Below are 23,805 nucleotides of genomic sequence, written 5' to 3' on the forward strand. Positions count from 1 at the left end.
ACTGAAGAAAGAGCGATCAGCGTTGTGCCTCTTACAGCACTGTCATTTCGGGAGGCCACAGGCCGAGCCCGGAATGACAGCAAAGGCCTGTCTCACTCCACCGTCACGGACTTGGCGAGGTTGCGCGGCTGGTCCACGTCTTTGCCCATGAACACGGCCGTGTGATAGGCGAGCAGCTGGATCGGAACCGCATTGATGATTGGCGCCACGACAGGATGTACGGACGGCATCACGATGGTGGCCATGGTGTCGAGGCCTGTCTCCAGGGCACCCTTCTCGTCAGTGATCAGGATGATGCGGCCACCGCGGGCGGCGACTTCCTGCATGTTCGATACGGTCTTTTCGAAAATGTTGTCGTGCGGCGCGATGACGATGACCGGCATCGTCTCATCGATGAGCGCGATAGGTCCGTGCTTCAGCTCGCCGGCCGCATAGCCTTCCGCATGGATATAGGAGATTTCCTTGAGCTTCAGGGCGCCTTCCATCGCAAGCGGATACGAGGTGCCGCGTCCGAGATAGAGCACGTCCTTGGCCTTCGAGAGCTCGCGGGAGAGAACCTCGATCTGATGCTCCCGCTTGATCGCCTCGGTCATCTGGCCCGGCACCGCAATCAGGGCGTTCACCAGTTCCTTTTCGTCCTCTGCACTCAGCGTTCCACGCGCCCGTCCCGCCGCGATGGCAAGCGACAGGAGCACGGTGAGCTGGCAGGTGAAGGCCTTTGTCGAGGCGACGCCCACTTCGACACCCGCAAGGGTCTGCGCAACCACATTGCTCTCGCGGGCCATAGTGGAGGTCGGCACGTTCACCACGGAAAGCGTATGCTGCTTCTCCGCCGTAGCGTAACGCAGGGATGCCAGAGTGTCTGCCGTCTCGCCCGACTGCGAGACGAAGAGCGCCAAGCCGCCCGGCTCCAGAGGAGCCTCCCGGTAGCGGAACTCGGACGCCATATCGATCTCGACCGGAATGCGTGCCAGCCGCTCGAACCAGTATTTCGAGATCAACCCCGCCAGATAGGCGGTGCCGCAGGCGGAGATGGAGATCCGGTTCAGATCCTTGAAGTCGAAGGGCAACTCAATAGGAAGCTCAACCCGTTCGCCAGCAAAGTTGACGTAATGCGCGAGCGTGCGCCCCACCACCTCGGCCTGCTCGTGGATCTCCTTGGCCATGAAGTGGCGGTAGTTGCCCTTGTCGGCCATGAAGGACCCGGCCGGGATCTTGTGACGGGTGCGTTGCACCTGCTTACCGCTCTCATCCCGGATGTCAGCGCCCCTCTGGGTTAGGATTACCCAATCACCATCATCGAGATAGGCGACCTCATCCGTGAACGGGGCCAACGCCAGGGCATCGGAACCAAGATACATCTCGCCCTGGCCATAACCGATGGCGAGAGGAGCGCCGTGGCGTGCTCCGATCAGCAGATCATCCTCGCCGGAGAACAGGAACCCGAGCGCAAACGCGCCGCGCAGGCGCGGCAGAGTGACGGCTACTGCCTCAATCGGTCCGCGGCCCTGCCGCATCTCGTGGGTGACAAGCTGGGCCACCACCTCGGTGTCGGTCTCGGTCTCAAAACGGATGCCTTTGGCCTCAAGCCCGGTCTTCAGCTCTCGGAAGTTCTCGATGATGCCGTTATGAACCACCGCCAGCTTGTCGGTGGCGTGCGGGTGGGCATTAATCTCATTGGGCTTGCCGTGGGTGGCCCACCGGGTGTGGCCGATGCCGATGACGCCCGAGAGCGGGGATTGGGAGAGCTTGGTCTCAAGGTTTCGCAGCTTACCCTCGGCACGCCTGCGGTCGAGGTGGCCCTCCTCCAGGGTCGCGACGCCAGCGGAATCGTAACCGCGGTATTCAAGCCGCTTGAGCGCCTCCACGATCTGGGGAGCAACCGGCGTTTTCCCAATGATTCCAACAATTCCGCACATGATAAAGAACTTCCTTTTGCGACGCGACCAACGCTACGCTTGAGATCCCTCTTACAAAGGGAGGCCTCAAGGGCAGAATCAACTTGCGTAACCTATTGTGACAAACAGCCTTATTTCTTCTTGGCGGCTTGAGCCTTTTCCCGGAATCCGATGGCCCAGCCTTCCTTGATGGTCTGACGTCCACGGCCGAGACCTAAGGCATCATCAGGAACGTTGTCCGTAATAACGGACCCGGAGCCCACGAAGGCGCCCCTGCCGATGGCAATAGGAGCCACGAGGGAGGAATTCGAGCCGATAAAGGCCCCTTCCCCAATCTCGGTCCGGTACTTGCCGAAGCCGTCGTAATTGCACGTGATGGTGCCGGCGCCGATATTCGCCTCTGCCCCCACGCTCGCATCGCCGAGATAGGTCAGGTGGCTGACCTTGGCGCCTGCCCCGAGATCCGTGTTCTTGATCTCGACGAAGTTGCCGACCTTGGCCTTGGGACCGATCATCGCACCGGGGCGCAGGCGGGCGAAGGGGCCGACTCCTGCTCCCGAAGCAATCCGCGCGCCCTCCAGATGGCTGAAGCTGTGGATGATGGCTCCCTCCTCCACCACCACGCCCGGCCCGAAGACCACGTGAGGCTCCACCACCACATCCTGCCCCAAGCGGGTGTCATGGCTGAAGAACACCGTCTCCGGAGCAATCAGCGTGACGCCGGACGCCATGGCGGCCTGGCGCAGACGGTTCTGGATCATGCGCTCGGCGGCCGCGAGCTGCGCCCGGTCGTTGACCCCATGCACCTCCTCCTCCGACACAACGGCAATCGCCGTCCTGTGACCAAGGCTGCGGGCAATCTCGACGATGTCGGTGAGATAGTACTCGCCCTTGGCATTCTTGTTCTGCACCCGATCGAGGAGTGGCAGGGCCAGGTCGCCTCGGATTGCCATCAGCCCGCCGTTACACAGAGTAATCGCCCGCTCGGCCTCGCTGGCATCCCGATGCTCGCGAATGGCCAAGAGCTCGTTGCCAGAGGTGATGAAGCGGCCGTAGCCGGTTGGGTCCTTGGCCTCGAAGCCCATGGCGACCACGGCAGCCCCTTCCGCAAGGGGAGCTCTCAGCTTGATGAAGGTATCGGGCAGGATCAGGGGCGTATCGCCGAACGCGATGATCACATCATCGGTGGGCTGCGCCAGCGCTTCCCGGGCGCTCAGAACCGCATGAGCGGTGCCGAGCCGGTCCGTCTGAACGAAGATTCTGGCCTGGGCCGAGACTTTCTGGACCTCCTTGGCCACATCGTCACGATCCGGCCCAATCACGACGGCAGTGCTGGTAGCGCCCGCCTGGGTCAGGGTCGCCAGTACATGGCCCAGCATGGAGCGGTTCGCGACCTGATGCAGCACTTTGGGCTTTGCGGATTTCATCCGGGTGCCCTCACCTGCCGCGAGCACAATGGCCAGGCAGCTCCGAGACGACACTTGGGAGGTGTGAGACAGGGTCATACAGTTTCAATCCGGTGAGGCACTGCCGTGCAGCTAAATCAGAAGGGGTAAATCGGCAATCGTTTCATGAGCAATCCGGCAGTTTGCCCAATGGCCGCGTTTACTTCGTGCTCACGATTGACGATATGTATAAGGCATTCCACTTGTTTGGCTGAAGAGCCTTCGTACACGCAAGAGTATAACTGTGCCGGTACCGCCAAGGGGCATGTCCCCCTTCCATCCTCGCCGGCGCGATATGCTGGCCTATTTCGGTGCCTCCGCCGCCGGGCTGGCATTCGCGCCAGCCCTCAGAGCGCAGACGCCTCAGGAGACGATTTCGGCCAGGATGGGGGAGAATCAACGCTTCGATCCGGCGGTCGTGGTCGACATTGCTCGCCAGCTTGCCAAGAAGCCGTTCGCTGCGCCCGCCAACGACCTGCCGGACGTCTTCGCGAATCTCAATCCGGAGCAGTACGCAGCCCTTCGCTACACACAGCCGCCAATCTGGAGCTCCGAGTCCCGCGGAATCGCCGTCGAGCCGCTCCATCGCGGATTCGTGTTCCGGGACGGGGTCGAGCTTTTCCTGGTCGAAGATGGGGCTGTTCGCCGGATCGGCTACAACCCCGCGCAATTCGACTTTGGCCGGATCAATCTGCCTAACAACCTCGGCGACATCCGCTATTCCGGCTTCAAGCTGATTGCCCAAATGGGCAACGGCAGGCCCTTCGACTTTGCCGTCGTGCAGGGCGGCACCTTCTTCCGCGCCATTGCCCGTGGGCAGAACTACGGTGCCATCGCGCGGGCGCTGACCCTGCGCCCGGCGGAAGCCCGCGGTGAGGAATTCCCTGCCTTCCGCGCCTTCTGGCTGGAGCGCCCGGCCGTGGGCAGCAACAGCATCACGGCCCATGCGGTCCTCGATTCGGAGTCGACCACCGGTGCGGTCCGCATGACGTTCCGCCCTGGCGACATGACCATCGTTGACGTAGAGACGACCCTGTTTCCCCGGGTCAACCTGGAGCACGTCGGGTTGGGTGGCCTTGCGTCGACCTATCTCTACGGACCAAACGACCTACTCAACGCGGATGACATCCGACCCGCTGTCCACGATTCTTCAGGGCTCCAGATGCTGAACGGATCCGGGGAATGGCTCTGGCGGCCGCTTCAGAATCCGGAGACGCTCCAGATCTCCGCCTTCGTCGACAACTCTCCCCGCGGCTTCGGCCTGCTGCAGCGGGAGCGGTCCTACGAGGCCTTCCAGGATGACGAGCAGCGTTTCGAGCGCAGGCCGAGTGTCTGGATCGAGCCTCTGGGCAATTGGAGCCAGGGCAGCGTGCAGTTGCTGGAAATCCCGACCGACGCCGAGATCAACGACAACATTCTCACCTACTGGCGCCCAAGAGCGCCCATGGCGGCAGGCTCCGAGGTTGCCTTGGCCTATCGGCAGTATTGGGGCTGGAGCGCACCGGAGCGGCCACCGCTCGCGACCGTCACCCAGACCCGCTCTGGCCGGGGCAGCGGAGGCCGCCGGCGGAGGTTCGCGGTCGATTTCAGTGGCGACGTTCTGGGTGACAACCTCCCGGGGGACCTAAAATCCGTCTTAACCGTTGGCCCCGGAACGTTCCAAAACCTCAAACTTTTGCCATATCCTGAGAGAAAGACAGTACGTGTCGCATTCGAGCTTGACCCGGGCAACGAAAACGCGTGTGAGATGCGCCTGATCCTAGAAGCAGGCGGGAAACCGATTAGCGAGACATGGCTGTATCGTTGGACACCGTAAGTCACGATTCGAAGGAAAATGTAGCCGCCCTTGAGCGGCCTGCAGCCGCTATGCCTCCCGAAAAGCACCTCGACATGCCGACCCAGTCGCTCCGGCGCTGGTCGGCGTCCGAGGAGCGCAAGCCCCTTCTGCAGCATCCGAAGCTCGGAACATGGCTCGCGCGCCTCTTCGTGTTCGGCGGCGGCCTCCTGATTACGGCCTACGGCACCTGGGAAATGTATCAGGTCGTGTCGGTCAGCCGCACCACGGCGCTCCAGTGGGTGCTCCTCGGCCTGTTCACGGTCAATTTCTCGTGGATCGCCGTTGCGTTCACGAGCGCGCTCCTGGGTTTCCTCGCCTTGCTCCGTCGCCCAGGACATCAGGGCCCCCTGCCTTCGACGCTCCTGCACAAGACCGCCATAGTGATGCCGGTCTACAACGAGCAGACGGACCGCACCTTCGCGGCTCTGGAGGCGATCTATGAATCGGTTCAGGCGACCGGGCTCGGGGACAGTTTCGACTATTTCATCCTCTCGGACACCACCAACCCGGATGCCTGGGTTGCGGAAGAGCGTGCCTTTCTCGCCCTGAGGGAGCGCCTGGGACCCGGCGCGCGCTTCTATTACCGCCATCGCCAGAAGAACCATCACCGCAAAGCCGGCAACATCGCGGACTTCGTCTCCCGCTGGGGTGGGCATTACGAGCACATGCTGGTGCTCGACGCCGACAGCCTCATGACCGGCGAGTGCATCGTGCGCCTGGCTGCCGCCATGGAAGCCGATCCCGACGCCGGCATCATCCAGTCGCTGCCGCTGATCATCAACCGCAACACCCTCTTTGCCCGCCTCCAGCAATATGCCGCCCGCGTCACTGGCCCGGTGATCGCCATGGGCCTTGCGGTCTGGATGGGACGCGATGGCAATTACTGGGGCCACAACGCCATCATCCGCACCAAGGCCTTCGCGGCCCATGGCGGATTGCCGGACCTGAAGGGCAAACCGCCCTTCGGCGGGCACATCCTCAGCCACGACTTCGTGGAGGCGGCCCTGCTCCGCCGCGCAGGCTGGTCGGTCTACATGCTGGCGGACTTGCAGGGATCGTATGAGGAAAGCCCACCCTCCCTCATCGACCTCTCGGCCCGTGACCGGCGCTGGTGCCAGGGCAATCTCCAGCACATGCGGGTGGTCACGGCAAAGGGCTTGAAGCTGCCGACCCGGCAACACTTCGCCACCGGCATCATGTCGTATCTCGCCTCGCCGTTCTGGCTGTTCCAACTGATCGTCGGTATCGCCCTGGTCCTGCAGACCACCTACATCCGGCCGGAATATTTCGCCCGTGACTTCCGCCTCTATCCGATCTGGCCGCGCTTCGACCCCGAGCGAGCCCTCACGCTGTTCGCCGTGACCATGGGGATCCTGCTTGCGCCGAAGCTCTTCGGCCTGATCCTGATGCTCATCCGCAGCAGCGATCGGCGCGCATCGGGCGGCGGCATCCGGCTGATCATCTCCTCGACCATCGAGATCATCCTGTCGGCCCTCCTGGCGCCGATCCTCATGCTCATCCAGTCCGGTTCGGTGTTTCAGATCCTGCTCGGACGCGATACGGGCTGGCAGCCGCAGCGTCGCGACGACGGTTCCATTCCGTTCAAGGACATCGTCCGTCGCCACAGGGCTCATACGGTGCTGGGAGCCCTTGCGGGTCTCTCGGCGTTCATGATCGCCACGTCCCTCTTCCTGTGGATGTCACCGACGATCATCGGTCTTCTTCTGGCGATCCCTCTGTCCTGGCTCAGCGGCCAGTTGGGAGCGGGTCTCGCCCTCAAGCGGCTTGGGCTCCTCAGGACGCCTGAGGAGTATCAGCCTCCGGCCATCGCCACGCGCGCCAACGAGCTTCAGGCCCGCAACATCACCTTCGGCTTCGACGACGCGGACAGCCTGAGGGCCATCTACGAGGATCCGACCCTGAGGGAGCGCCACATCGAGATGCTTCCGCCGGCGCCGGCGCGCAAGCGCGGGATCATCGAGACGGAACGCGCCCTTGCGGAGGCCAAGCTCGTTGATGCCGAGACCATCGACGATGCGGTGAACTGGCTCCACAACAAGGAACGCATGGTCGTCCTCCATGACCGCGCTCTCATCGACATGCTGGTGCATCTGAAGCCCAAACCGGCCGAAGCCCAAGCTGCGGAGTAACCCGGATCCAGAGCCTGTCAGGCCCCAGCCTCCACGGGGCTGAGGGCGGATGTCTTCTCCGCATCCGCTGCCACTTCACTCAGGACCCAGTCGCGGAAGGCTTCGATCTTTGGGGAGCGCCGGCGGGCTTTGGGATAGACCAGCCAGTAACCCCGCTCGGACGTGGCGAGCAGGTCGAAGGGCTGAACGAGGCGACCTGCCGCGAGATCCGCCGGAAAGAAATACGGGTTGATCAGGGCAAAGCCCTGCCCCGCCATGGCGGCCATGCCCTCGAACTGCTGAGCGCCAAGATAGTTGTCGGGGCGCTGCGACGGGTCGAAGTCCTTCACCCCTGCGGCCGAGAACCAGTCCTGCCACCACGGATCGTTCGGCGAGATGATCGGGAATTTCAGGATATCCGATGGCTCCTTGAGCGTGATGCCCCGGATGAGCTCGGGACTGCAGACCGGCGTGAACAGGTTCGGAAACAGAAGATGCGCCTCCAGGCCGGGCCAGTTCCCGTTGCCGCTCCTGATCCCCAGGTCGAAGTCACTCTGGCCGAAATCCACCACCTGCCCTGAGATATTGATCTGAACGGCGATGGTCGGATGAAGCTGCTGGAAGTGCCCCAATCGGGGAACGAGCCAATTGGCTGCGAAAGTGGTCAGCGTCGAGATCGAGAGAACCGTTTGAGCCGATGCTTCGATGCCTGCAAAGGCAGTGCGCAATGCTTCGAACGCCTCTGTAACGGCAGGAGCAAGTTGCCGCCCTTTCGCCGTCAGGACCACCTGGCGCGGCAAGCGAACGAACAGGGGCGCGCCGATCCGGTCCTCGAGAACCTTAATCTGATAGCTCACGGCGGCTTGGGTCATGCCCAGTTCCTCGGCCGCCCGCGTAAAGCTCTGGTGCCGCGCGGCTGCCTCGAAGACTCGGACGGCACTCATAGGAGGCAATTTCGACGGCATCTTGGGCATGATTATCCATAAGGCTGCCTTATGCCAGCCTATCGGCATTTGCTTTGTCAAGCTCCTGAAACAGGAGCACCGTACAGGTGCTCAATCGAGGGTGCTGAAAGCCCTCTGGCCAAACAAATCGGTAGGCTGTCATGAGGTACGAAGAGACTCGCCGCTCGCGCGGTATCGAGAATGCTTGGCTGCGCCTGAAGCTCTGGCTGCGCCCGGGTCTTCTCAGAAACGATACGGTTATCTCGGATCTGAGCCATCTGTCCGACCATGAGCGGCGCGATATCGGACTGCCCGAACCGGTCCGCTACATGGATTGGCGGATCCTGAAGGATCAGAAGTAGCCCGGCGTTCAGGATGTCAGGCGACTCGGCTTCAGCTCCCCGCTCTGCTCCAGCAGGGAATGGCCGGTGGAGGCGATGTGAGCCTCGATTCGTTTCAAGTCACGGACGATGTCGAGCTGAAGCGTGCCTGTATCGCCTGCCGTCCGGCCGGACCGAAGCTGATCGAGATGCTTCTGGGCCACCGCCCGCTCAAGATCTCGGAACCGCTCCTTCTCGGAGACGAGCCGGCGGGCCGAGCCGATATCCTGGAACATGAGAACGGACGCCGCCAGTTGCAGGTGCTCCAGCAACTTGGCATGCATGCTGGCGATGTCCTCCAGGCTGTCCTTGGGCAGGCGCAGGTGGTTCTTGATGCGCTTGGCGGCCAGCTCCATCAGGTTCTTGTCGATGATGTCTCCCACATGTTCCAGATTGATCGCGAAGGCGAGGATGTCCGAGAGGCGCTTCGCCTCCGCCTCGCTCAGAGCTTCGTGATTGATGGAGCTGAGATAACGGCGGATGGCACTGAACAGCCGGTCCAGTACATCGTCAGTCCGGCTGACCTGATCGACGCGGCTGATGTCGTCCTCCCGAAAGAGATCCTGTGAGCTGCGCAGCATCGCATCGACCGTATCGACCATCCGCAGAACCTCCCGGGCTGCGTTGGACAGGGCGACTGAAGGCGTATCCAGGGCATCCTTGTCGAGATATTGCGGCACGCCCGGATCGGAGGCCTGGAGCTTTTCCGGGAACAGCCTGACGAGCAGCTTTGCGATCCATGGCAGCGGCAGGATGAAGATGGCAGCCAGCACCACATTGAAGATCGTGTGGAAGTTCGCTGCAAGACGCGCCGGGTCCGGGTCGATCATCGTCATGGCAGCCAGAATCGGATCGATCAGCGGCAGCGCCACCGCGCAACCGACGACCCGCGTCGCCAGATTGCCGACCGGCACCCGGATCTTAGCGGGGTCGCCTCCCATGGCTTCCAGGAAGGGATTGAGTGCGCTGCCCAGATTGGCGCCAAGCACCATCACGAGAGCTGCTGCCGGTCCGATAACGCCAGCTGCGGCTAGGGACATCACAAGCAGCATCGCAGCGACGCTGGAATGGGCCATCCAGGCGAAGAATGCCGACAGGAACACCATGATCAATGGGTCCGCGGCGATGGATGCAAGAAGTTCCTTGAGGACGACCGAGTTCTCGATCAGGTGAATCGTCTCGCTGAGCAGGTGGAGCGACAGCAGCATCAGCCCAAGTCCGATGGCGACGCGCCCCAGATCTTTCGTCCGGCTCGTCTTTCCGCGCCGGAAGGCCATGAACCCACCGAAGACAAGCACCGGGAAGATCAGCGACACATCGAAGGACAGCACCTGCACGATCAGGGTCGTGCCCACATTGGCGCCCAGCATCACGGCAAGGGCTGGAACGATGTCCACCGCTCCGCCGGCCGTGAAGGATGCTACCATCAGGGCCGTAGCCGTACTGCTCTGGAGAACTGTCGTGACGCCGACGCCTGCCAGGAAGGCTTGCAGGCGGGTTCTCAGGGCCATTCCCAGGATCCAGCGCAGATCGCTGCCGAAAGCGCGTTGCACTCCGCTGTTGACCATCGTGATGCCCCAGAGAAGCAGGGCAATCTCACCGAACAGGTGGATCAAGACGGAGGTGGCAGACATTCAGTCCTCGAAAACTCACAATGTGGCACGATCGACTTGCTTATCCCGCAAGAGCCAGGACGGCAATAAGGTTGCCGGCTAATAATGGTGGTCTGCCGCAGAACTTTGCCCAATGAGGGTAGATCGAGAGGCATCTTGGCCCTGGCAGTGATCTAACCCTAATTACTTAATAGGTTCAAAGATTTGGCTTCGCCTACCCTCCGAGGGACAACCGGATGTAGCCGTGGAACAATTTGGCTACTCCCAACGCATGCTCTCATCCCCGGAATGACGTCTGCTCTTTTCCACAATTAGCCGGTACGCATGAACATCGACACGGCCAAGTCTTAAGGTTTGAAGTCTTGAGGGCCGAAGTCTCGAGGGTCGAAGTCTTGATGGACACTATCCCACTGGTGAGTATGCGAGGGTATGAGATGGGTTTGGACGATCCATTCCCGATTGAGAAATGCTCCGGGCGTGTCCGGGGAGCCATCCTGGCAGAGTTCCAGGGCCGATGTCCGACGATCCGTGAGGTGGCCAGCATCTCCGACGCCCAATGGTTGACGGTGCCCAATATCGGCCCGACGACTCTGGAGGAGCTGCGCAGCATGACCCAGCAGGTTCCTAGCAGGGAGGATGACGCGGCTGCCCCTCACATGGCTGATCATGAAGTCCTGTCTCGACTGAACCGGCTGCAGAGGGAGTTGAATCTCATTGTGAGTGAAATCCGCTCAAGATTGTCAGGAGCGCAGAAGCGGCGGCGTATGGAAGAATAGCCTGATATAGAGAGCCAAAGTCGTATCTGATATTTTCAGCAACGGAATAACATATGTCGTCGCTGTTTTCAGCACATTCCTGTGGGGAAGATGTGACACATCGCCTGTAATTTCAAAGAGATGTCTCTAATCGATTTGAATTAAACCCTAGATCAGGTATGGCCAACCTTAACAAGATATGACGTGGCGTTGGGGCAGGTCATGGCTACCGTAGAAACGAGCGTGCAGAATACCGGGCAGAGCAGTTCTGCCGGGACGACCAGCTTCATCACGGTTCATGCGGACGGGAAGTCGGACCTCAACATCAGGATCACGGAAGCTGGTGGCAAGCTGGTCTTCGACGTTTCCGTCGCTCCGGGCAGCAATCCCAACCTGTCGACTCTGCAAGCGCTCTATTTCAACATTGCAGGTTTGGATCTCAACGAGAACACTACGCTGAACGTCGAGGGCGCCTCGATCAGCCGCAGCGGCGTGATCGGCGACAAGGCCGGCTTCGAATCCAGCAACGTGAATGGTCACGGCGGGCCCTACGACGCTTTCGTGGAGTTCGGGTCGAATGGGGTCTACAGCACCACGTTCACGCTGTCCGATCCCGCATCGAGTGAGCCGCTTCGGCTGAGTCTCCTCAGCGGGCAGACTTTCGGGTTCCGTCTCGACACACCTGACGACAAGATCACTGCAGTCGCATCCCAGCTTCCTGTTCAACAGCCGGTTCTAGACCCGACCATTCCGGACGGAAATGGCCCGGATGTGACCGGTTCCTACGACGACCTGATCGAAGCCGGCGACGGCGACGACATCATTCACGGCGGCCGCGGCAACGACGAGATGCAGGGTGAAGGCGGCAACGACACCATTGTTGGAGGTACGGATTACGGTCGCTTGGCTTGGGATGGCGGAACCCTCACGAAAGTCACGATCGGCGACAACCTCTACGGCAACGACGGTGCCGACACCTATTTTTATGCGAAGGGCGACGGTGTCGATCTGATCTGGGATTTCAGGCCGGATGAAGACACAATCGTCATTGGCTACAGCTCGACGGAGATCATCGGCGCGACTTTCGTGCGTGGCGTGACAAACCGCATTGAGACCTCCAGCCATGACAAGATCGTGCTGATCCTGGGCAAGGGCGCCACGACTCACGACGCCATCATCATCAATGACTTCGGCGGTTTGCGCGACAGCACCCGAGCATCCTTCGTGTTTGCCGACGGCAAGAGGATGTCGATGAAGGAGGTCCTCGCCCTCGCCGAGAATTCCCCTGTTCCGACCGCCCTGCAGGATACATGGACGGGCACAGCGGGAGGAAATGGTCGCAATTCGGGCCGTGCGAGCAACTCGCTCGATCTGTTCGGCAGCAACGGTGCCGAGACTCTCATCGGGCGTACGGGTGACGACCGCCTGTACGGCAACGAGGGCTTCAACCAGCTCAATGGCAATGATGGCCATGACGAGCTTTACGGAGGCAATGCCCGCGACATCCTGATCGGCGGGCGCGGTGACGATCTGGGCCTCGGCAATGGTGGCGCTGACATCGTTGTCGGCGGTGTCGGCTCCGACAAGCTCTATGGCGGCGGCGGCGCAGATATCATCTACGGCGACACCGATGGCCTCGATGACGGCAAGGACATCTTCAACCAAGGCTTCGACTTCCGGTTCAACCTTGGCCTCGAAGAGAAGTATCGCGCCCTCTTCGAGGCGGCGGAGCCCACAGCCGGCAGCGGCGTGAGCGCCGGGCCGCTCGTGATCACACCCGGAAAGAACTGGTGGGGTGGCTTTGAGGTCACGGTCGCGGTCAAAGCCGATGCAAGCCTTGGGGGCTGGAACCTCTTCCTGAACAGTGCCTACGAGATCACATCCATCTGGGGCGCCGAGCTCAAGAAGGTGCAGGACGGCAGCACGAGCTCTCTCTACGAGTTGAAGAATGCCCCCTGGAACGGCAACCTTGCGAAGGGCCAGACGACCACGGTCGGATTTACGGTGCGCACTCCCTTCGACTTGGTCGTCGAGAATAGTAATCTGCTCATGGCGGGACTCAAGATCGGCACAGACCGAACTCTCGATCCGGGTGTCGCGGGTGCCCTCAGCCTGGTCAACCGTGAGCTTGCCGGCATGAAGGAGGTAACTGCGACCGAGAGCTACACGCTTGCCGGCAGCACCAAGAAGCTGGTTGCGCTCAGCGGCAACAAAGCCATCGACTTAGCCGGCAACAAGATCGGCAACACCATCATCGGCAATGATGGATCGAACGAGATCGCCGGACGCGAAGGCAAGGACATTCTGACAGGCAAGAAGGGCAAAGATACTTTCATCTTCGACACCGCCCTGTCCAAGGCAAACCTGGATACGATCACCGATTTCGACGTGAAGAATGATCGCTTCTGGCTCGACAACGCGATCTTCAAGAAGCTGGGCTCAGGCAACGCGACGAAGCCGAAGCAGTTGAAAAAGAGCTTCTTCAGCCTCGACGAGGCCAAGGATAAGAACGACCACGTGATCTACGACAAGACCACCGGTGTTCTTTCCTACGATGCAGATGGATCCGGCAACGGACAGGCTGTCGCGTTCGCCAAGCTCAAGGCCGGTGTCGAACTGAAATTCAGCTACTTTTACGTGATCTGACCGGTCCCGTCGTCACCACTCCATGCAATGAGAGGTGCGCAGCGCATGCGCGCCTCTTTTCTATGACAATGACGCCTTCAAAGATCCCCCTCAGATCGCGAAGGGCAGAACGGCGCGTGTTCCCGCGTGCTGCAGGTCGAACCTGACGGCGGAATGCAGGTTGGACGCCATGGCGTTCACGATTCTCGTACCGAGCCCGCTTCCCTGCACTTTTCCGTTTCCCGTCCAGCCGATGCCGTCATCCTCGACGACAAGAACGACCTCCTCGCCGGAAGACGACAGAGCCACGCGGATATCGCCCGACGCACCCTCCGGGTAGGCATACTTGAAGGCATTGGTGACGAGCTCCGTCACGATGACACCGATCGACACGGCCTTATCCGTTGGAATGGCGATTGGTTCCGCCAAGACGGTGATCGTGTGGACGCGACCTGCGGCCCTCATGGCACCTTCCAATTCCTCGATCAGCCCTTGCAGATAGGTATCCATCTCGACGAAACGCACATCGTTCGATGTGTAGAGACGCCGATGAATCTGCGATATGGCTGTTATCCGGCTCTGCGTTTCGGTGAGGGTGTCCTTGGCGACCGTGTCACTCCCCAGGGCCCTCTGCTGCATGGCCACGAGGGATGCAACGAGTTGGAGGCTGTTGGCGACACGGTGGTTGACTTCGCGAAGGAGCATCTCCGCGCGCTCCCGCGCCTCGCGCATTTCACGCTCGGCCGCTTCCTTCTCGCGCCGGAGGCGAGCGGCGGAAAGCGCCTGCTCGGCAGCCGTGCGCAGGAGATCGAGGAAGACGCCGCCGACATCCTTGATGACGTAATCGGCAGCACCCGCCTTGAGCGCGGCAACCGCAATTCGGCCTTCATCAGTGCCAGTCACGTAGACCACAGGTGGAGGGTCGGGCAGCTTGTGGATCTCCGTGAGAACTTCCAGCCCCTCCTTGCCGGGCATGAAGTGGTCCAGGGCGATCACGTCGAAACGCTCCGCAGCGAGATGGCTCAAGCCCTCGTCGCCGCTCAACGCATGCCTCACATGGAAACCGTGGCGCGAAAGGGTGCGCTCGACGAGCCGACCAAGGCCGTGGTCATCATCGATGTACAGGAGCCGGATCTGCGGGCTGTCTGTATTGCCTTCAGTCATAGGGTTTCTGGAACCTGGATGACGGACAGGAACAACCCCAACTGCCGGATGGCCTGTGAGAACGACTCGTATTCAACCGGCTTCGTGATGTAGACGTTGGCACCAAGGTCGTAGCAGCGCTGGATTTCGCGCTGGTCGTCGGTGGTCGTGAGCACAACCACAGGTGCGCGCTTCAACTTCTCGTCCGCTTTCAGCTTGATGAGAATGTCCACCCCGTTCATGTCCGGCAGGTTCAGGTCCAGCAGAACCAGGAATGGTCCGGCGTTGCGGACTTCTTCGCTGAACAGGTGGTCGACGGCACTCGTCCCGCTCGGGAAGGTCCGGATCTCGTTGCAGACCCCCGCACGGCGAATGTTCTTCTCGATCAGGCGGGCGTGCCCCTCATCATCCTCGACCATGATGATGGTGACAGGCTGTTGCTGGGGCATCAGGCAGCTTCCGAAGTCATGGAAATGTATTTTGGCAGAACGACCGTGAAGGTCGAGCCCTCACCCAGCCGCGATGACACGGTAATCGTGCCGCCTAGCCTTCGCACGAGCGCACGCACATGCGCAAGCCCGATGCCTTCTCCCTGCTGGTCCTGCACACCGGAGCGCCGGAACAGGTCGAAGATTCGTTCGAAGTCCTGGGGAGCGATCCCTCGCCCGTTATCCTCGATTTCGAACTGGACACTTACTCCATGGTCCCTGCCCCGTACTACGATCCGCCCAGGGCGGCTGGAGTCCAAATACTTAACGGCGTTGTCGATCAGGTTGCCGAAGATCTGCTCGATGGCGAGCCGATCGCTCGTGAGGTTTGGAACAGCCTCAATGAGCAGCTCCGCGCCGCGCCCATGGAGCTGGTGTGCGACGCTTTGGCACTGGGCTTCGAGCAGCTGGCGCATGCTGAGCGGCTCCGGCATGAGCACACGCCGCCCCTCGCGGGAGAGCTTCAGGATGGCGTTGATCAGCTTGTCCATCTTGACGGTCGAAGAGCGGATGAACCCGATTGCCTCCGGCAGGTCCATTTCAATGGCCATGCGGGCTTCTGGCGTGACCAGATGAGGATCCTTTCCAAGGACCTGCCGGTAGAAGCGCTCCACCTCGGCCTGGGCTGCCTCGAGCTCGCTCGTGAAACCCATCACATTGACGAGGGGCGCCCTGAGATCGTGGCTCACGATATAGGCAAAGCGCTGGATCTCCTCGTTCGCCTCATCCAGTTCGGCAACCCGCTCGGCCAGCATGGATGCAAGCCGCCGTATCTCCTCCTGGGCCTGTTTGAGATCGTGGATGTCCGTGCAGCTGCCATACCATCGGACGATGCGTCCTGTGCTGCCGCGAAGCGGCTGCGCTCGCCCCAGAACCCAGCGGTACTCGCCCGAGCGATGCCTAAGCCGGTACTCGATGTGGTAGGGCTCCCCTGTTTCCAGGCATCGGCGCCAGACACCCCAGGCCCTGTCCTGGTCGTCTGAATGGAACATCCCATTCCATCCTTCTCCATCGGTCGTCCCCTCGGGAACACCCGTGTATTCGTACCAGCGCTGATTATAGTAATCGTGAAAGCCGTCGGGCTGCGTCGCCCAGATCAACTGATCGATCGAGTTCGCGATGACCCTGAATCTCTCTTCGCTCTCCTGCAGCGCCTTTTCGGCCTGACGGGCTTCCGTGATGTCCACGTTAACGCCGATCATCCCAAGGAACTCGCCCTCTGAGCCGAAGCGCGGCTGGGCATCGCTTCGGATGATCCGGTACTGTCCGTCGCTGCGCTGGAAACGGGCCTCGGTCGTGAAGGTAGAATGGGTCTGCACGGCCTGGGTCAGCGAAGCAAGAAGGCCTTCCTGGTCATCTAGGTGGACCGTCGGACCCCAGTTGAAATCCTGAACGTCAGCGTCTTCGACCTCCCAGAATTCCCGCTGCGCGCGGTTGAGGTAGACACACTTTCCAAGTTGATCGCTCATCCACAGCATGACCGGAGCGCTCTCTGCCACCAAGCGAAAGCGCTGCTCGCTTTCGCGCAAAGCTTCCTGACTCCGCTTCCGTTCGGTGATGTCGAGAGCCACGCCAACGATCTTGGAGGGCGTTCCGTCAGGATTGAGCTTCATCTCGGCTCTCAGCAGTAGCCAACGGATCGATTCATCAGGCCAGATATAGCGAAACTCAACCTCCACAAACCGCTCACCGCGGGCCATGACATCTCGCGCGGCCGCCTGCATGCGCTCACGCTCCCCAGGGTAGTAACGAGCGCGAATCGCCTCGATGGAAGGCTGTGCGTCGGGGGCGAATCCGAGAAGCTGGTACAGTTCCGGCGAGCCGACCAGCGTGTCGCTTGCGGCATCGAGCTCCCAAATCGCCATTCGACCGGCATCGATTGCAAGGCGCAAGCGAGCCTCGCTCGCCCGCAGCGCATCCTCAATTCGGTTTTGCTCTGTTACATCATGTCCTTGGACGAAAATGCCCGACACCATCCCGTCTGGACCAAGGAGAGGCTGATACAGGAAGTCAAGGAAATGCTCTTCCGGCGTGCCACCTGGACGAGCCGCCAGCAGGATCCGGATCCTGCGGCCGACGAAGGGCTGTCCGCCGTCATAAACACGATCCAGCAACTCGACGAATCCCTGGTCGACGACCTCGGGCAGAGCCTGCCGCACGGGTTTGCCCACGATGTCATCACGACCGACCAGGCGCAGATAGGCGGCGTTCGCCATTGTGAAAACATGATCCGGACCGCTAAGAGCCGCCATGAAGCCGGGAGCCTGCTCGAAAAGGCCACGCAGGTGCTGGCGCTCCTCTGTCAGAGCCTGATTGGTCTCCTGCACCGCTTGAGCCCTGCGGAACATGTCCGTCTCGATCAAGGCGGAATGCACTGGAGGAACGGTAGAGCTTCGCGTCAGAACTCTCAAACGCTGCAGCTCGGTCACATCGACCGTATGCTGGAGAATGAAGGTCATCTCGCCCGCATGGTTGAAGAGCGGCGTGTGGGTCGCACTCCAGAAGCGCTCCTCGAAACCCTGGCCGTTGGGCAGGGGAATGGCGTACTCGATGATCGGAATATGATCGGCCAACTTCTCGCGGATCACTTTCTCGAAGGAGTTGCGCAACTGACGATGGCTTGGCGTGTCCGGATCGCTGGGAAAGGCCTCGAACATGTTGCGCCCGACAAGGTCCTCCCGCTCGCGCATGGTGACCTTGAGGTAGGCATCATTCATCCCGACGATATTGAGGGAAAGGTCTAGAAGCACGTACGGATTGGGGGATGCGCTGAACAGCGCCTCAAAATTAATCGTCTTCAAAACTTGCGCTGGACAGCAGCCAGCCTCCCTGTCTGAGCCGGGCGGAGCTTATGCGTATTTAGGCCCTGTTTGTCCGAGAGCCATGGGATGCGCCAAAGACGACCAGATCTGTGACTAATCCGGCACTCTCGGCATCCCGCCTGCGGCGCAACAAAACCTTGACCACAAGCGTTCCGCTGAAAGTTGAGGCCCGTTGCCTCTATAGAAGGGTATGCAGGGTTGATGATGAACGGAGCGAGCCCATCAGCGCCTTCCTCTGAAGCCGGGGAATTCGCCCAGTTGCAGGCTCGCCTGGCTGCCATGTTCCGTGGCTTTTCGGATCAGGACACGCCACGGACGGTCGTCATCGTTCCGAGCCTGACCATGGATCGGGAGGTTCTCGCCAACATCTCGGGCGTTCATCACTATGAAGAGCGGATGCTCTGCTATCTGATGCTCCTGCGGCTGCCCCGGACGCAGATCATTTATGTGACGAGCCATCCGGTCCCGGAGCCGATCGTCGACTACTACCTGCACCTGCTGCCGGGAATCCCTGCGCAGCACGCCCGGAAGCGCCTGACCCTTCTCTCCTGCCACGATGGTTCGCGCACCTCCCTGACCGAGAAGATCATCGAGCGCCCTCGCCTGCAGCAGCGGATCCGGGACTCCATTCCCGATCCGTCCGCCGCCTACATGATCTACTTCAACGTCACGGAACTGGAGCGCGACCTGGCGCTCAGCCTCGATCTGCCGATCTATGGCTGCGATCCCGACCTTCTGTCGCTAGGCTCCAAGAGCGGCTCGAGGAAGATCTTCCGTGAGGCCGGCATCGCGATGCCCGAAGGCTTGGAGGATCTCTTCACGCCGGATCAGATCGTGGACGCGCTGCTGGAGCTAAGGCAGCGCCGGCCTGCCATCAAGCGAGCGGTCGTGAAGCTCAATGAGGGGTTTTCAGGCGAGGGCAATGCGGTGTTCGCCTATGGGGGAGCCCCCAATGTGTCCGACCTGCGAGGCTGGGTCCGCAGCCGCCTTCCTCACCTTGCCTTCGAAGCAAAGGACATGACCTGGGAGTTGTTCGAGGAGAAGCTCCGCGCCATGGGCGGGATCGTGGAGGAGTTCATTGAAGGAGAGGTCAAGCGCTCCCCTTCGGCCCAGTTCCGCATCGACCCGCTCGGGCAGCTCGAGCCTGTCTCGACCCACGATCAGGTTCTCGGGGGCGACAGCGGGCAGGTCTTCCTCGGCTGTACCTTTCCGGCCGACAAGCACTACCGCCTCGATATTCAGCAGGATGGCCTCAAAGCGGCCAGGGCGCTTGCCGAGCAAGGCGTCTGCGGGCGTTTCGCCATCGATTTCCTGTCGGTGCTGGAAGGCAACGAGTGGCGCCACTACGCCATTGAGATCAACCTGAGGCGCGGGGGAACGACGCATCCGTTCATGATGCTCGAGTTCCTGACGGATGGCTGCTACGACCCAGCCACCGGAAGCTTCCTCACCCCGGCCGGTCAGCCCCGTTGCTACTACGCCTCCGACAACCTCGAATCGCCGCTCTATCGTGGTCTCACCCCCGGCGACCTGATCGACATTGCGGCAATCAACAGGCTGCACTTCGATGGAGCCTGCCAGAAGGGCGTGGTCTTCCACCTGATCGGCGCCCTGTCGGAATTCGGCAAGCTTGGTGTCCTCTGCATCGCTCCATCTCATGAGGAAACGGAAGCGCTCTACAGACGCACGACCGAAGTGCTCGACCGGGAGAGCACAACGGTCTGATTCCGCTGCATCAGCTTTCGTAAGTGATCTGCACCCGATCGGCTGACTGGCGTGCCCGCTCGCGGGCCTCTTCCACGGTGCTGCCGGACGCCAGTGCAACGCCCATGCGACGGTGCTTGCGGCTCGTGGGCTTGCCGAACAGGCGGACCTCCACGTCAGCGTCCCCGGAAGCAAGCTCCAGCGCCTCACGCAGTCCCTGAATCGAGAACCGTTCGGCCTCACGGTCCGCCAGGATCACGGCCGATGCGGTGGGTCCATTCAGGCGAACCTGCGGGATCGGCAGTCCCAGGACGGCACGGGCGTGGAGATCGAACTCGGAAAGGTTCTGGGACAGGAGGGTGACGAGTCCCGTATCGTGCGGACGGGGCGAAAGCTCCGAGAAGATCACCTCGTCCTGTGTGACGAAGAATTCGACTCCAAAGATTCCGTAGCCACCCAGGTTGTCGACAACCTTGCGGGCCATCTCCTGAGCCTCGGCGAGCAGCTTGTCGGTCATGGGCGTCGGCTGCCAGGATTCCTGGTAGTCCCCCCGCTCCTGCCGATGCCCGATGGGCGCGCAGAAGGATACGCCCTCGCGGGAGCGGACCGTCAGCAGGGTGATCTCATACTCAAAAGCGACGAACTCTTCGACGATCACCTTCTTGCGGTCGCCCCGCATGTTCGCCACGGCATCGTTCCAGGCCTGCTCCAGCTGGTCGGCCGTCCGAACGGTGCTCTGGCCTTTACCTGAGGAGGACATGACCGGCTTGATGACGCAGGGCAGACCCGTATGCTCGGCCCCGGCCCTCACCTCCTCCAGGCTCTCCGCATATCTGTACTTGGAGGTGCGCAGCCCAAGTTCGGTGGCGGCAAGCTCGCGGATTCGGTCCCGGTTCATGGTCAGAGAGGCCGCACGGGCTGAAGGCACGACTAAAAAGCCCTTATCCTCGAACTCCTGCAGCACCTCGGTGCGGATCGCCTCGATCTCCGGCACGATGAAGTCAGGCCTATGCTTCTCGATAGCCTGCCGCAGGGCATCGGCATCGAGCATGGAGAAGACCTCGGCCTCATCGGAGACCTGCATGGCCGGTGCATTGGCATAGCTGTCGCAGGCCACCACATGGCAGCCGTACCGCTTGGCCGAAATCACGAACTCCTTGCCGAGTTCGCCGGAGCCGAGAAGGAGAATTTTGGCAGTGAACACGAGGCGCTCCTTCGTTTGTAACCGAACGGCGATACATCGGATTCCGTAGCCGATCCATAGGGTCGAGTCGATCCCGGACCGTGAGAGCCTCTCCTGAAAAAGCTTTGTTCCTGGCCATTTTCCGAGGTTCGTCATGGATCCGCTTTCGTCCAGCGGCGTTCATGAGCATCGAGGGGATTTCAGCCTCGCTTGCGCTCAGTGCAGCCCTGCCGTCTCAACCATGCACTACGCAAACATGAGCTTCGTGAGTTAAGGGTCTGCCCAGGAGAAACCCTATGCTAGCCAAGAAGAAATCTTCCGAAACCCAGAACCGGCGCGTGACCCGAGTCGACCCTCCTGCCCTTGAGGAAGCGATTGCGGCGGCCCAGGGCCTGACGGACGATGTTGAGAGCCAGATCGAGATCGCCGCGCAGCTCATGGGAATGTCCGAGGACGAGGTCCGCCCCGAGGTCATGAAGGCTGCAGTTCCGGCTCCGGTCCGTCGACCCATGCGCTTGGCAGACCGTTTCTCCATGCCCGAACGTAATGAGGGCTCGAAGGTCGTGGTGGTAGAACGGAAGCGCCCTCGCCTCGTCATGCCGCGATAAGCCTGTTATCCTGTTCTCCCGCCCGGTGGCGCTGGCCCGATCGGCTGGCGCCTTTGCCTTTTCTAACATCTCCTCCAGCGGGATTGCCCGAACATGGCCAAAGGTATCGTTCTCGCCTTCCTTGCCTTTGCGGTCTTCGCCTGGGGCGACGCCATCGTGAAGGAGATCGGCCATGGCCTCGACCCGTTCGAGGTGACCTTCTTCGGCTATCTCATCCCGCTGATCCTCTCGCCCGTTTTCATGAAAACGGGCGACAGCGTGCTCGACATGGTGCGCTGGAATAGGCCCTGGCTCATGGGGCTCAGGGTCTTCCTGATCGCGGCCACGACGCCGCTCAGCGTCATGGCGTTCCGGAGCCTGCCCTTTGCTGAGGCTTTCGCGCTCCTGTTCCTCATGCCGAGCTTGGTGACGGTCCTCTCCATTTTCATCCTGAAGGAGCATGTGCGCTGGCGGCGTGGCCTTGCCGTGTGCGCCGCCTTCGTTGGGGTGCTGGTCATCGTACGTCCCGGCTTCAAGGAACTGTTGCCCGGTCATATTGCAGCCCTTGCGGCTGCTTTATGCGCAGCCGGAGGGGTCATTGCCGGCCGCATGATCGGCCATACGGAAAAACGGTTCACCCTGATCAGCACCGTATTCCTGGCGACGACCCTCCTGGCTGGGGTGCTGATGATTCCGGGCTTTGCCTGGCCCACAGGGCATCAGTGGATCCTGCTCCTCGCCTTTGCCGCGACAGCCTTCGTCGCACAGGCCCTGTTCATCGTGGCGACGATGTACGCTCCGGCCGACCGCCTCGGGGCGACCCAGTACAGTCAGATCCTCTGGGCCCTGGCAATTGGAGCCATCTTCTTCGAGGAATGGCCTGACGCACTGGCCTTGTTCGGCATCGTGATCGTGGTTGCAGCCGGCCTGTTCATCTTCGCCCGCGAGCAGACGCTCAAGCGTGGCCGGCCGGAGGCAGATTCCTTGCCTGAGACCGTACCTCCCGCGCCGGCGGCGACATCCACCTCGCACTGAGGCTGACATCACAGAGGTGCGACTTCTGCCGCATCCGCGTTCACTCGCCTGCCCCGTGCCCTATGTCCCTGAGCGGCAATCATTGGGGCTTGGTCCTCAGTCAAGGGCCAGACAGGCAGGGTGGATTTCGTGACAGGCGCCTATATCAATCGGATCGGCACGGCTGTGCCTGAGTATGACGTCCATCAGACCTTCATCGGTTTTGTCGACAACCTGTTGCCCGAGCGAAAGGACAAGCTTCTGTTCAGGCGCATGGTGCAGCGCTCCGGCATCGAGCATCGCTACTCAACCCTCACGCCCAGTGAGAACCTGAACGTGGCTGCCGATCAGGAGGGTTTCTTCCAACCGGGGCAGTTTGCCGGGACTGCTGCCCGGATGAGCCGTTTTGAAACCCATGCGGTTGATCTTGCCGAGAGGGCTGTCGAGGCTCTTGATCTTGGCGAGGAACTCCCCTCACTCACCCATCTTATCGTAGCATCCTGCACGGGCTTTACCGCTCCGGGGCTCGATCAGCAGCTGATGGCACGCCTCGGCCTCACCCCCTCCATCGAGCGCACCATGGTCGGATTCATGGGCTGCGCGGCGGCCGTCAACGCATTGAAGTTGGCGCACCACATCGTCCGGTCGGAACCCTCCGCGAAGGTGCTGGTCGTCAATCTGGAGCTCTGTACCCTTCATCTTCAGGAAACCTCCGATCTTGAGGTGATCCTGGGGGCTCTGCTCTTCGGCGACGGATGCGCCGCGAGCTTCGTGACGGCCGAGCCACGCGGCATTGCCCTCAAGGATTTTCGCGTCGCGACCATTCCGGATACGAGGGATCTCATCACGTGGCGCATCGGCGATGCCGGCTTTCAGATGAGCCTGTCCGGTGAGGTGCCGCAGCAGATCGCGAAATCGCTCCGCCATGAGGCAACCCGCAACGATGACGGAGGCATCCTACGTGGCCAGCAGAAAAACGAATTCGACCTCTGGGCCGTTCATGCGGGCGGGCGCACGATCCTCGACGCGGTCGAGCAGGGACTAGAGCTTGAGCCGGATGCCTTGCGCTGGTCCCGCGGGGTTCTGCGGGATTTCGGCAACATGTCGTCCGCCACCCTGATGTTCGTGCTGGGTCGCATGATGCAGCAGGCGCCGCCGGATTCGAGAGGATTCGGCATGGCCTTCGGCCCTGGGCTAGTCGCCGAAACCTTCCGGTTCGACATCGCAGGGTAACGCCG

17 protein-coding genes are annotated in these 23,805 nt (G+C 61.3%); 9 read left to right on the forward strand and 8 right to left on the reverse strand.

Annotated features, from left to right (window positions below; translation table 11 throughout):
• Positions 1-92: 92 nt before the first annotated feature.
• Together glmS and glmU are read right to left on the reverse strand one after the other, a co-directional pair.
• Complete coding sequence (glmS, locus tag JQC81_RS15130) at positions 93-1,919, reverse strand: glutamine--fructose-6-phosphate transaminase (isomerizing) (RefSeq protein WP_203272634.1); 1,827 nt, start codon at positions 1,917-1,919, stop codon at positions 93-95.
• 110 nt (positions 1,920-2,029) lie between these two features.
• On the reverse strand, positions 2,030-3,403 hold the full coding sequence (gene glmU, locus JQC81_RS15135; protein ID WP_203272635.1) for a bifunctional UDP-N-acetylglucosamine diphosphorylase/glucosamine-1-phosphate N-acetyltransferase GlmU: 1,374 nt from the start codon (positions 3,401-3,403) through the stop codon (positions 2,030-2,032).
• Positions 3,404-3,608: 205 nt separating this feature from the next.
• Here glmU and JQC81_RS15140 point away from each other — a divergent pair, with 205 nt between their 5' ends.
• Both JQC81_RS15140 and mdoH read left to right on the forward strand, forming a co-directional pair.
• A complete protein-coding gene (locus JQC81_RS15140; protein WP_246520442.1) occupies positions 3,609-5,159 on the forward strand; it encodes an OpgD/OpgG family glucan biosynthesis protein in 1,551 nt (516 codons plus the stop codon).
• A complete protein-coding gene (gene mdoH / locus JQC81_RS15145) occupies positions 5,135-7,330 on the forward strand; it encodes a glucans biosynthesis glucosyltransferase MdoH (RefSeq protein WP_203272636.1) in 2,196 nt (731 codons plus the stop codon). Before JQC81_RS15140 ends, mdoH begins: the two co-directional genes overlap by 25 nt.
• 17 nt (positions 7,331-7,347) lie before the next feature.
• Here mdoH and gcvA read toward each other — a convergent pair whose 3' ends face one another.
• The gene (gene gcvA / locus JQC81_RS15150; protein ID WP_203272672.1) at positions 7,348-8,274 is read right to left on the reverse strand and encodes a transcriptional regulator GcvA; all 927 of its coding nucleotides are present in this window, start codon (positions 8,272-8,274) and stop codon (positions 7,348-7,350) included.
• A gap of 140 nt (positions 8,275-8,414) precedes the next feature.
• On the opposite strand from gcvA, the gene JQC81_RS15155 reads away from it, so the two are divergent.
• Positions 8,415-8,615, forward strand: a complete 201-nt coding sequence (locus JQC81_RS15155) for a hypothetical protein (RefSeq protein WP_203272637.1) — start codon at positions 8,415-8,417, stop codon at positions 8,613-8,615.
• An 8-nt stretch (positions 8,616-8,623) separates the two neighbouring features.
• On the opposite strand, the gene JQC81_RS15160 is transcribed toward JQC81_RS15155, so the two are convergent.
• Positions 8,624-10,267 (reverse strand): Na/Pi cotransporter family protein, encoded by a 1,644-nt coding sequence (locus JQC81_RS15160; RefSeq protein WP_203272638.1) that lies wholly within the window; start codon positions 10,265-10,267, stop codon positions 8,624-8,626.
• A gap of 512 nt (positions 10,268-10,779) precedes the next feature.
• Here JQC81_RS15160 and JQC81_RS15165 point away from each other — a divergent pair.
• On the forward strand, positions 10,780-11,022 hold the full coding sequence (locus JQC81_RS15165; protein ID WP_203272639.1) for a hypothetical protein: 243 nt from the start codon (positions 10,780-10,782) through the stop codon (positions 11,020-11,022).
• Positions 11,023-11,223: 201 nt separating this feature from the next.
• On the forward strand, positions 11,224-13,647 hold the full coding sequence (locus JQC81_RS15170; RefSeq protein WP_203272640.1) for a cellulose binding domain-containing protein: 2,424 nt from the start codon (positions 11,224-11,226) through the stop codon (positions 13,645-13,647).
• 90 nt (positions 13,648-13,737) lie between these two features.
• Here the strand turns inward: JQC81_RS15170 and JQC81_RS15175 are convergent, their stop codons facing one another.
• From JQC81_RS15175 to JQC81_RS15185, 3 genes are read right to left on the reverse strand one after another with little or no spacing between them, the layout of a single operon-like run.
• On the reverse strand, positions 13,738-14,790 hold the full coding sequence (locus JQC81_RS15175; RefSeq protein WP_203272641.1) for a sensor histidine kinase: 1,053 nt from the start codon (positions 14,788-14,790) through the stop codon (positions 13,738-13,740).
• Entirely contained in the window at positions 14,787-15,218 is a 432-nt protein-coding gene (locus JQC81_RS15180) for a response regulator (protein ID WP_203272642.1), read from the reverse strand. Before JQC81_RS15180 ends, JQC81_RS15175 begins: the two co-directional genes overlap by 4 nt.
• On the reverse strand, positions 15,218-18,058 hold the full coding sequence (locus JQC81_RS15185) for a PAS domain S-box protein (RefSeq protein WP_203272643.1): 2,841 nt from the start codon (positions 18,056-18,058) through the stop codon (positions 15,218-15,220). The genes JQC81_RS15180 and JQC81_RS15185 overlap by 1 nt, the downstream gene beginning before the upstream one ends.
• Before the next feature lie 279 nt (positions 18,059-18,337).
• Between JQC81_RS15185 and JQC81_RS15190 the strand changes: the two genes are divergently transcribed.
• On the forward strand, positions 18,338-19,804 hold the full coding sequence (locus JQC81_RS15190) for a peptide ligase PGM1-related protein (RefSeq protein ID WP_246520445.1): 1,467 nt from the start codon (positions 18,338-18,340) through the stop codon (positions 19,802-19,804).
• A 10-nt stretch (positions 19,805-19,814) separates the two neighbouring features.
• Here JQC81_RS15190 and purT read toward each other — a convergent pair whose 3' ends face one another.
• A complete protein-coding gene (purT, locus tag JQC81_RS15195; protein ID WP_203272645.1) occupies positions 19,815-20,987 on the reverse strand; it encodes a formate-dependent phosphoribosylglycinamide formyltransferase in 1,173 nt (390 codons plus the stop codon).
• Positions 20,988-21,262: 275 nt separating this feature from the next.
• Between purT and JQC81_RS15200 the strand changes: the two genes are divergently transcribed.
• The 3 genes from JQC81_RS15200 (at position 21,263) to JQC81_RS15210 (ending at position 23,800) form a co-directional block, all read left to right on the forward strand.
• Positions 21,263-21,574, forward strand: a complete 312-nt coding sequence (locus JQC81_RS15200; RefSeq protein WP_203272646.1) for a hypothetical protein — start codon at positions 21,263-21,265, stop codon at positions 21,572-21,574.
• A gap of 93 nt (positions 21,575-21,667) precedes the next feature.
• Positions 21,668-22,588 (forward strand): DMT family transporter, encoded by a 921-nt coding sequence (locus JQC81_RS15205; RefSeq protein ID WP_203272647.1) that lies wholly within the window; start codon positions 21,668-21,670, stop codon positions 22,586-22,588.
• A 129-nt stretch (positions 22,589-22,717) separates the two neighbouring features.
• Positions 22,718-23,800, forward strand: coding sequence for a type III polyketide synthase (locus JQC81_RS15210; protein WP_312887524.1), 1,083 nt, complete (start codon positions 22,718-22,720; stop codon positions 23,798-23,800).
• The last annotated feature ends 5 nt before the right edge of the window (positions 23,801-23,805 follow it).

The organism is Microvirga arabica, assembly GCF_016811235.1.
Lineage (GTDB): Bacteria > Pseudomonadota > Alphaproteobacteria > Rhizobiales > Beijerinckiaceae > Microvirga > Microvirga arabica.

Coding starts and splice junctions, on each gene's coding strand:
- JQC81_RS15200 (WP_203272646.1), top strand. CDS start 21,263: ATGCTAGCCAAGAAGAAATCTTCCGAAACCCAGAACCGGCGCGTGACC.
- JQC81_RS15180 (WP_203272642.1), bottom strand. CDS start 15,218: ATGCCCCAGCAACAGCCTGTCACCATCATCATGGTCGAGGATGATGAG.
- glmS (WP_203272634.1), bottom strand. CDS start 1,919: ATGTGCGGAATTGTTGGAATCATTGGGAAAACGCCGGTTGCTCCCCAG.
- JQC81_RS15140 (WP_246520442.1), top strand. CDS start 3,609: ATGTCCCCCTTCCATCCTCGCCGGCGCGATATGCTGGCCTATTTCGGT.
- JQC81_RS15160 (WP_203272638.1), bottom strand. CDS start 10,267: ATGTCTGCCACCTCCGTCTTGATCCACCTGTTCGGTGAGATTGCCCTG.
- JQC81_RS15170 (WP_203272640.1), top strand. CDS start 11,224: ATGGCTACCGTAGAAACGAGCGTGCAGAATACCGGGCAGAGCAGTTCT.
- JQC81_RS15175 (WP_203272641.1), bottom strand. CDS start 14,790: ATGACTGAAGGCAATACAGACAGCCCGCAGATCCGGCTCCTGTACATC.
- JQC81_RS15205 (WP_203272647.1), top strand. CDS start 21,668: ATGGCCAAAGGTATCGTTCTCGCCTTCCTTGCCTTTGCGGTCTTCGCC.
- JQC81_RS15155 (WP_203272637.1), top strand. CDS start 8,415: ATGAGGTACGAAGAGACTCGCCGCTCGCGCGGTATCGAGAATGCTTGG.
- gcvA (WP_203272672.1), bottom strand. CDS start 8,274: ATGCCGTCGAAATTGCCTCCTATGAGTGCCGTCCGAGTCTTCGAGGCA.
- glmU (WP_203272635.1), bottom strand. CDS start 3,403: ATGACCCTGTCTCACACCTCCCAAGTGTCGTCTCGGAGCTGCCTGGCC.
- mdoH (WP_203272636.1), top strand. CDS start 5,135: ATGGCTGTATCGTTGGACACCGTAAGTCACGATTCGAAGGAAAATGTA.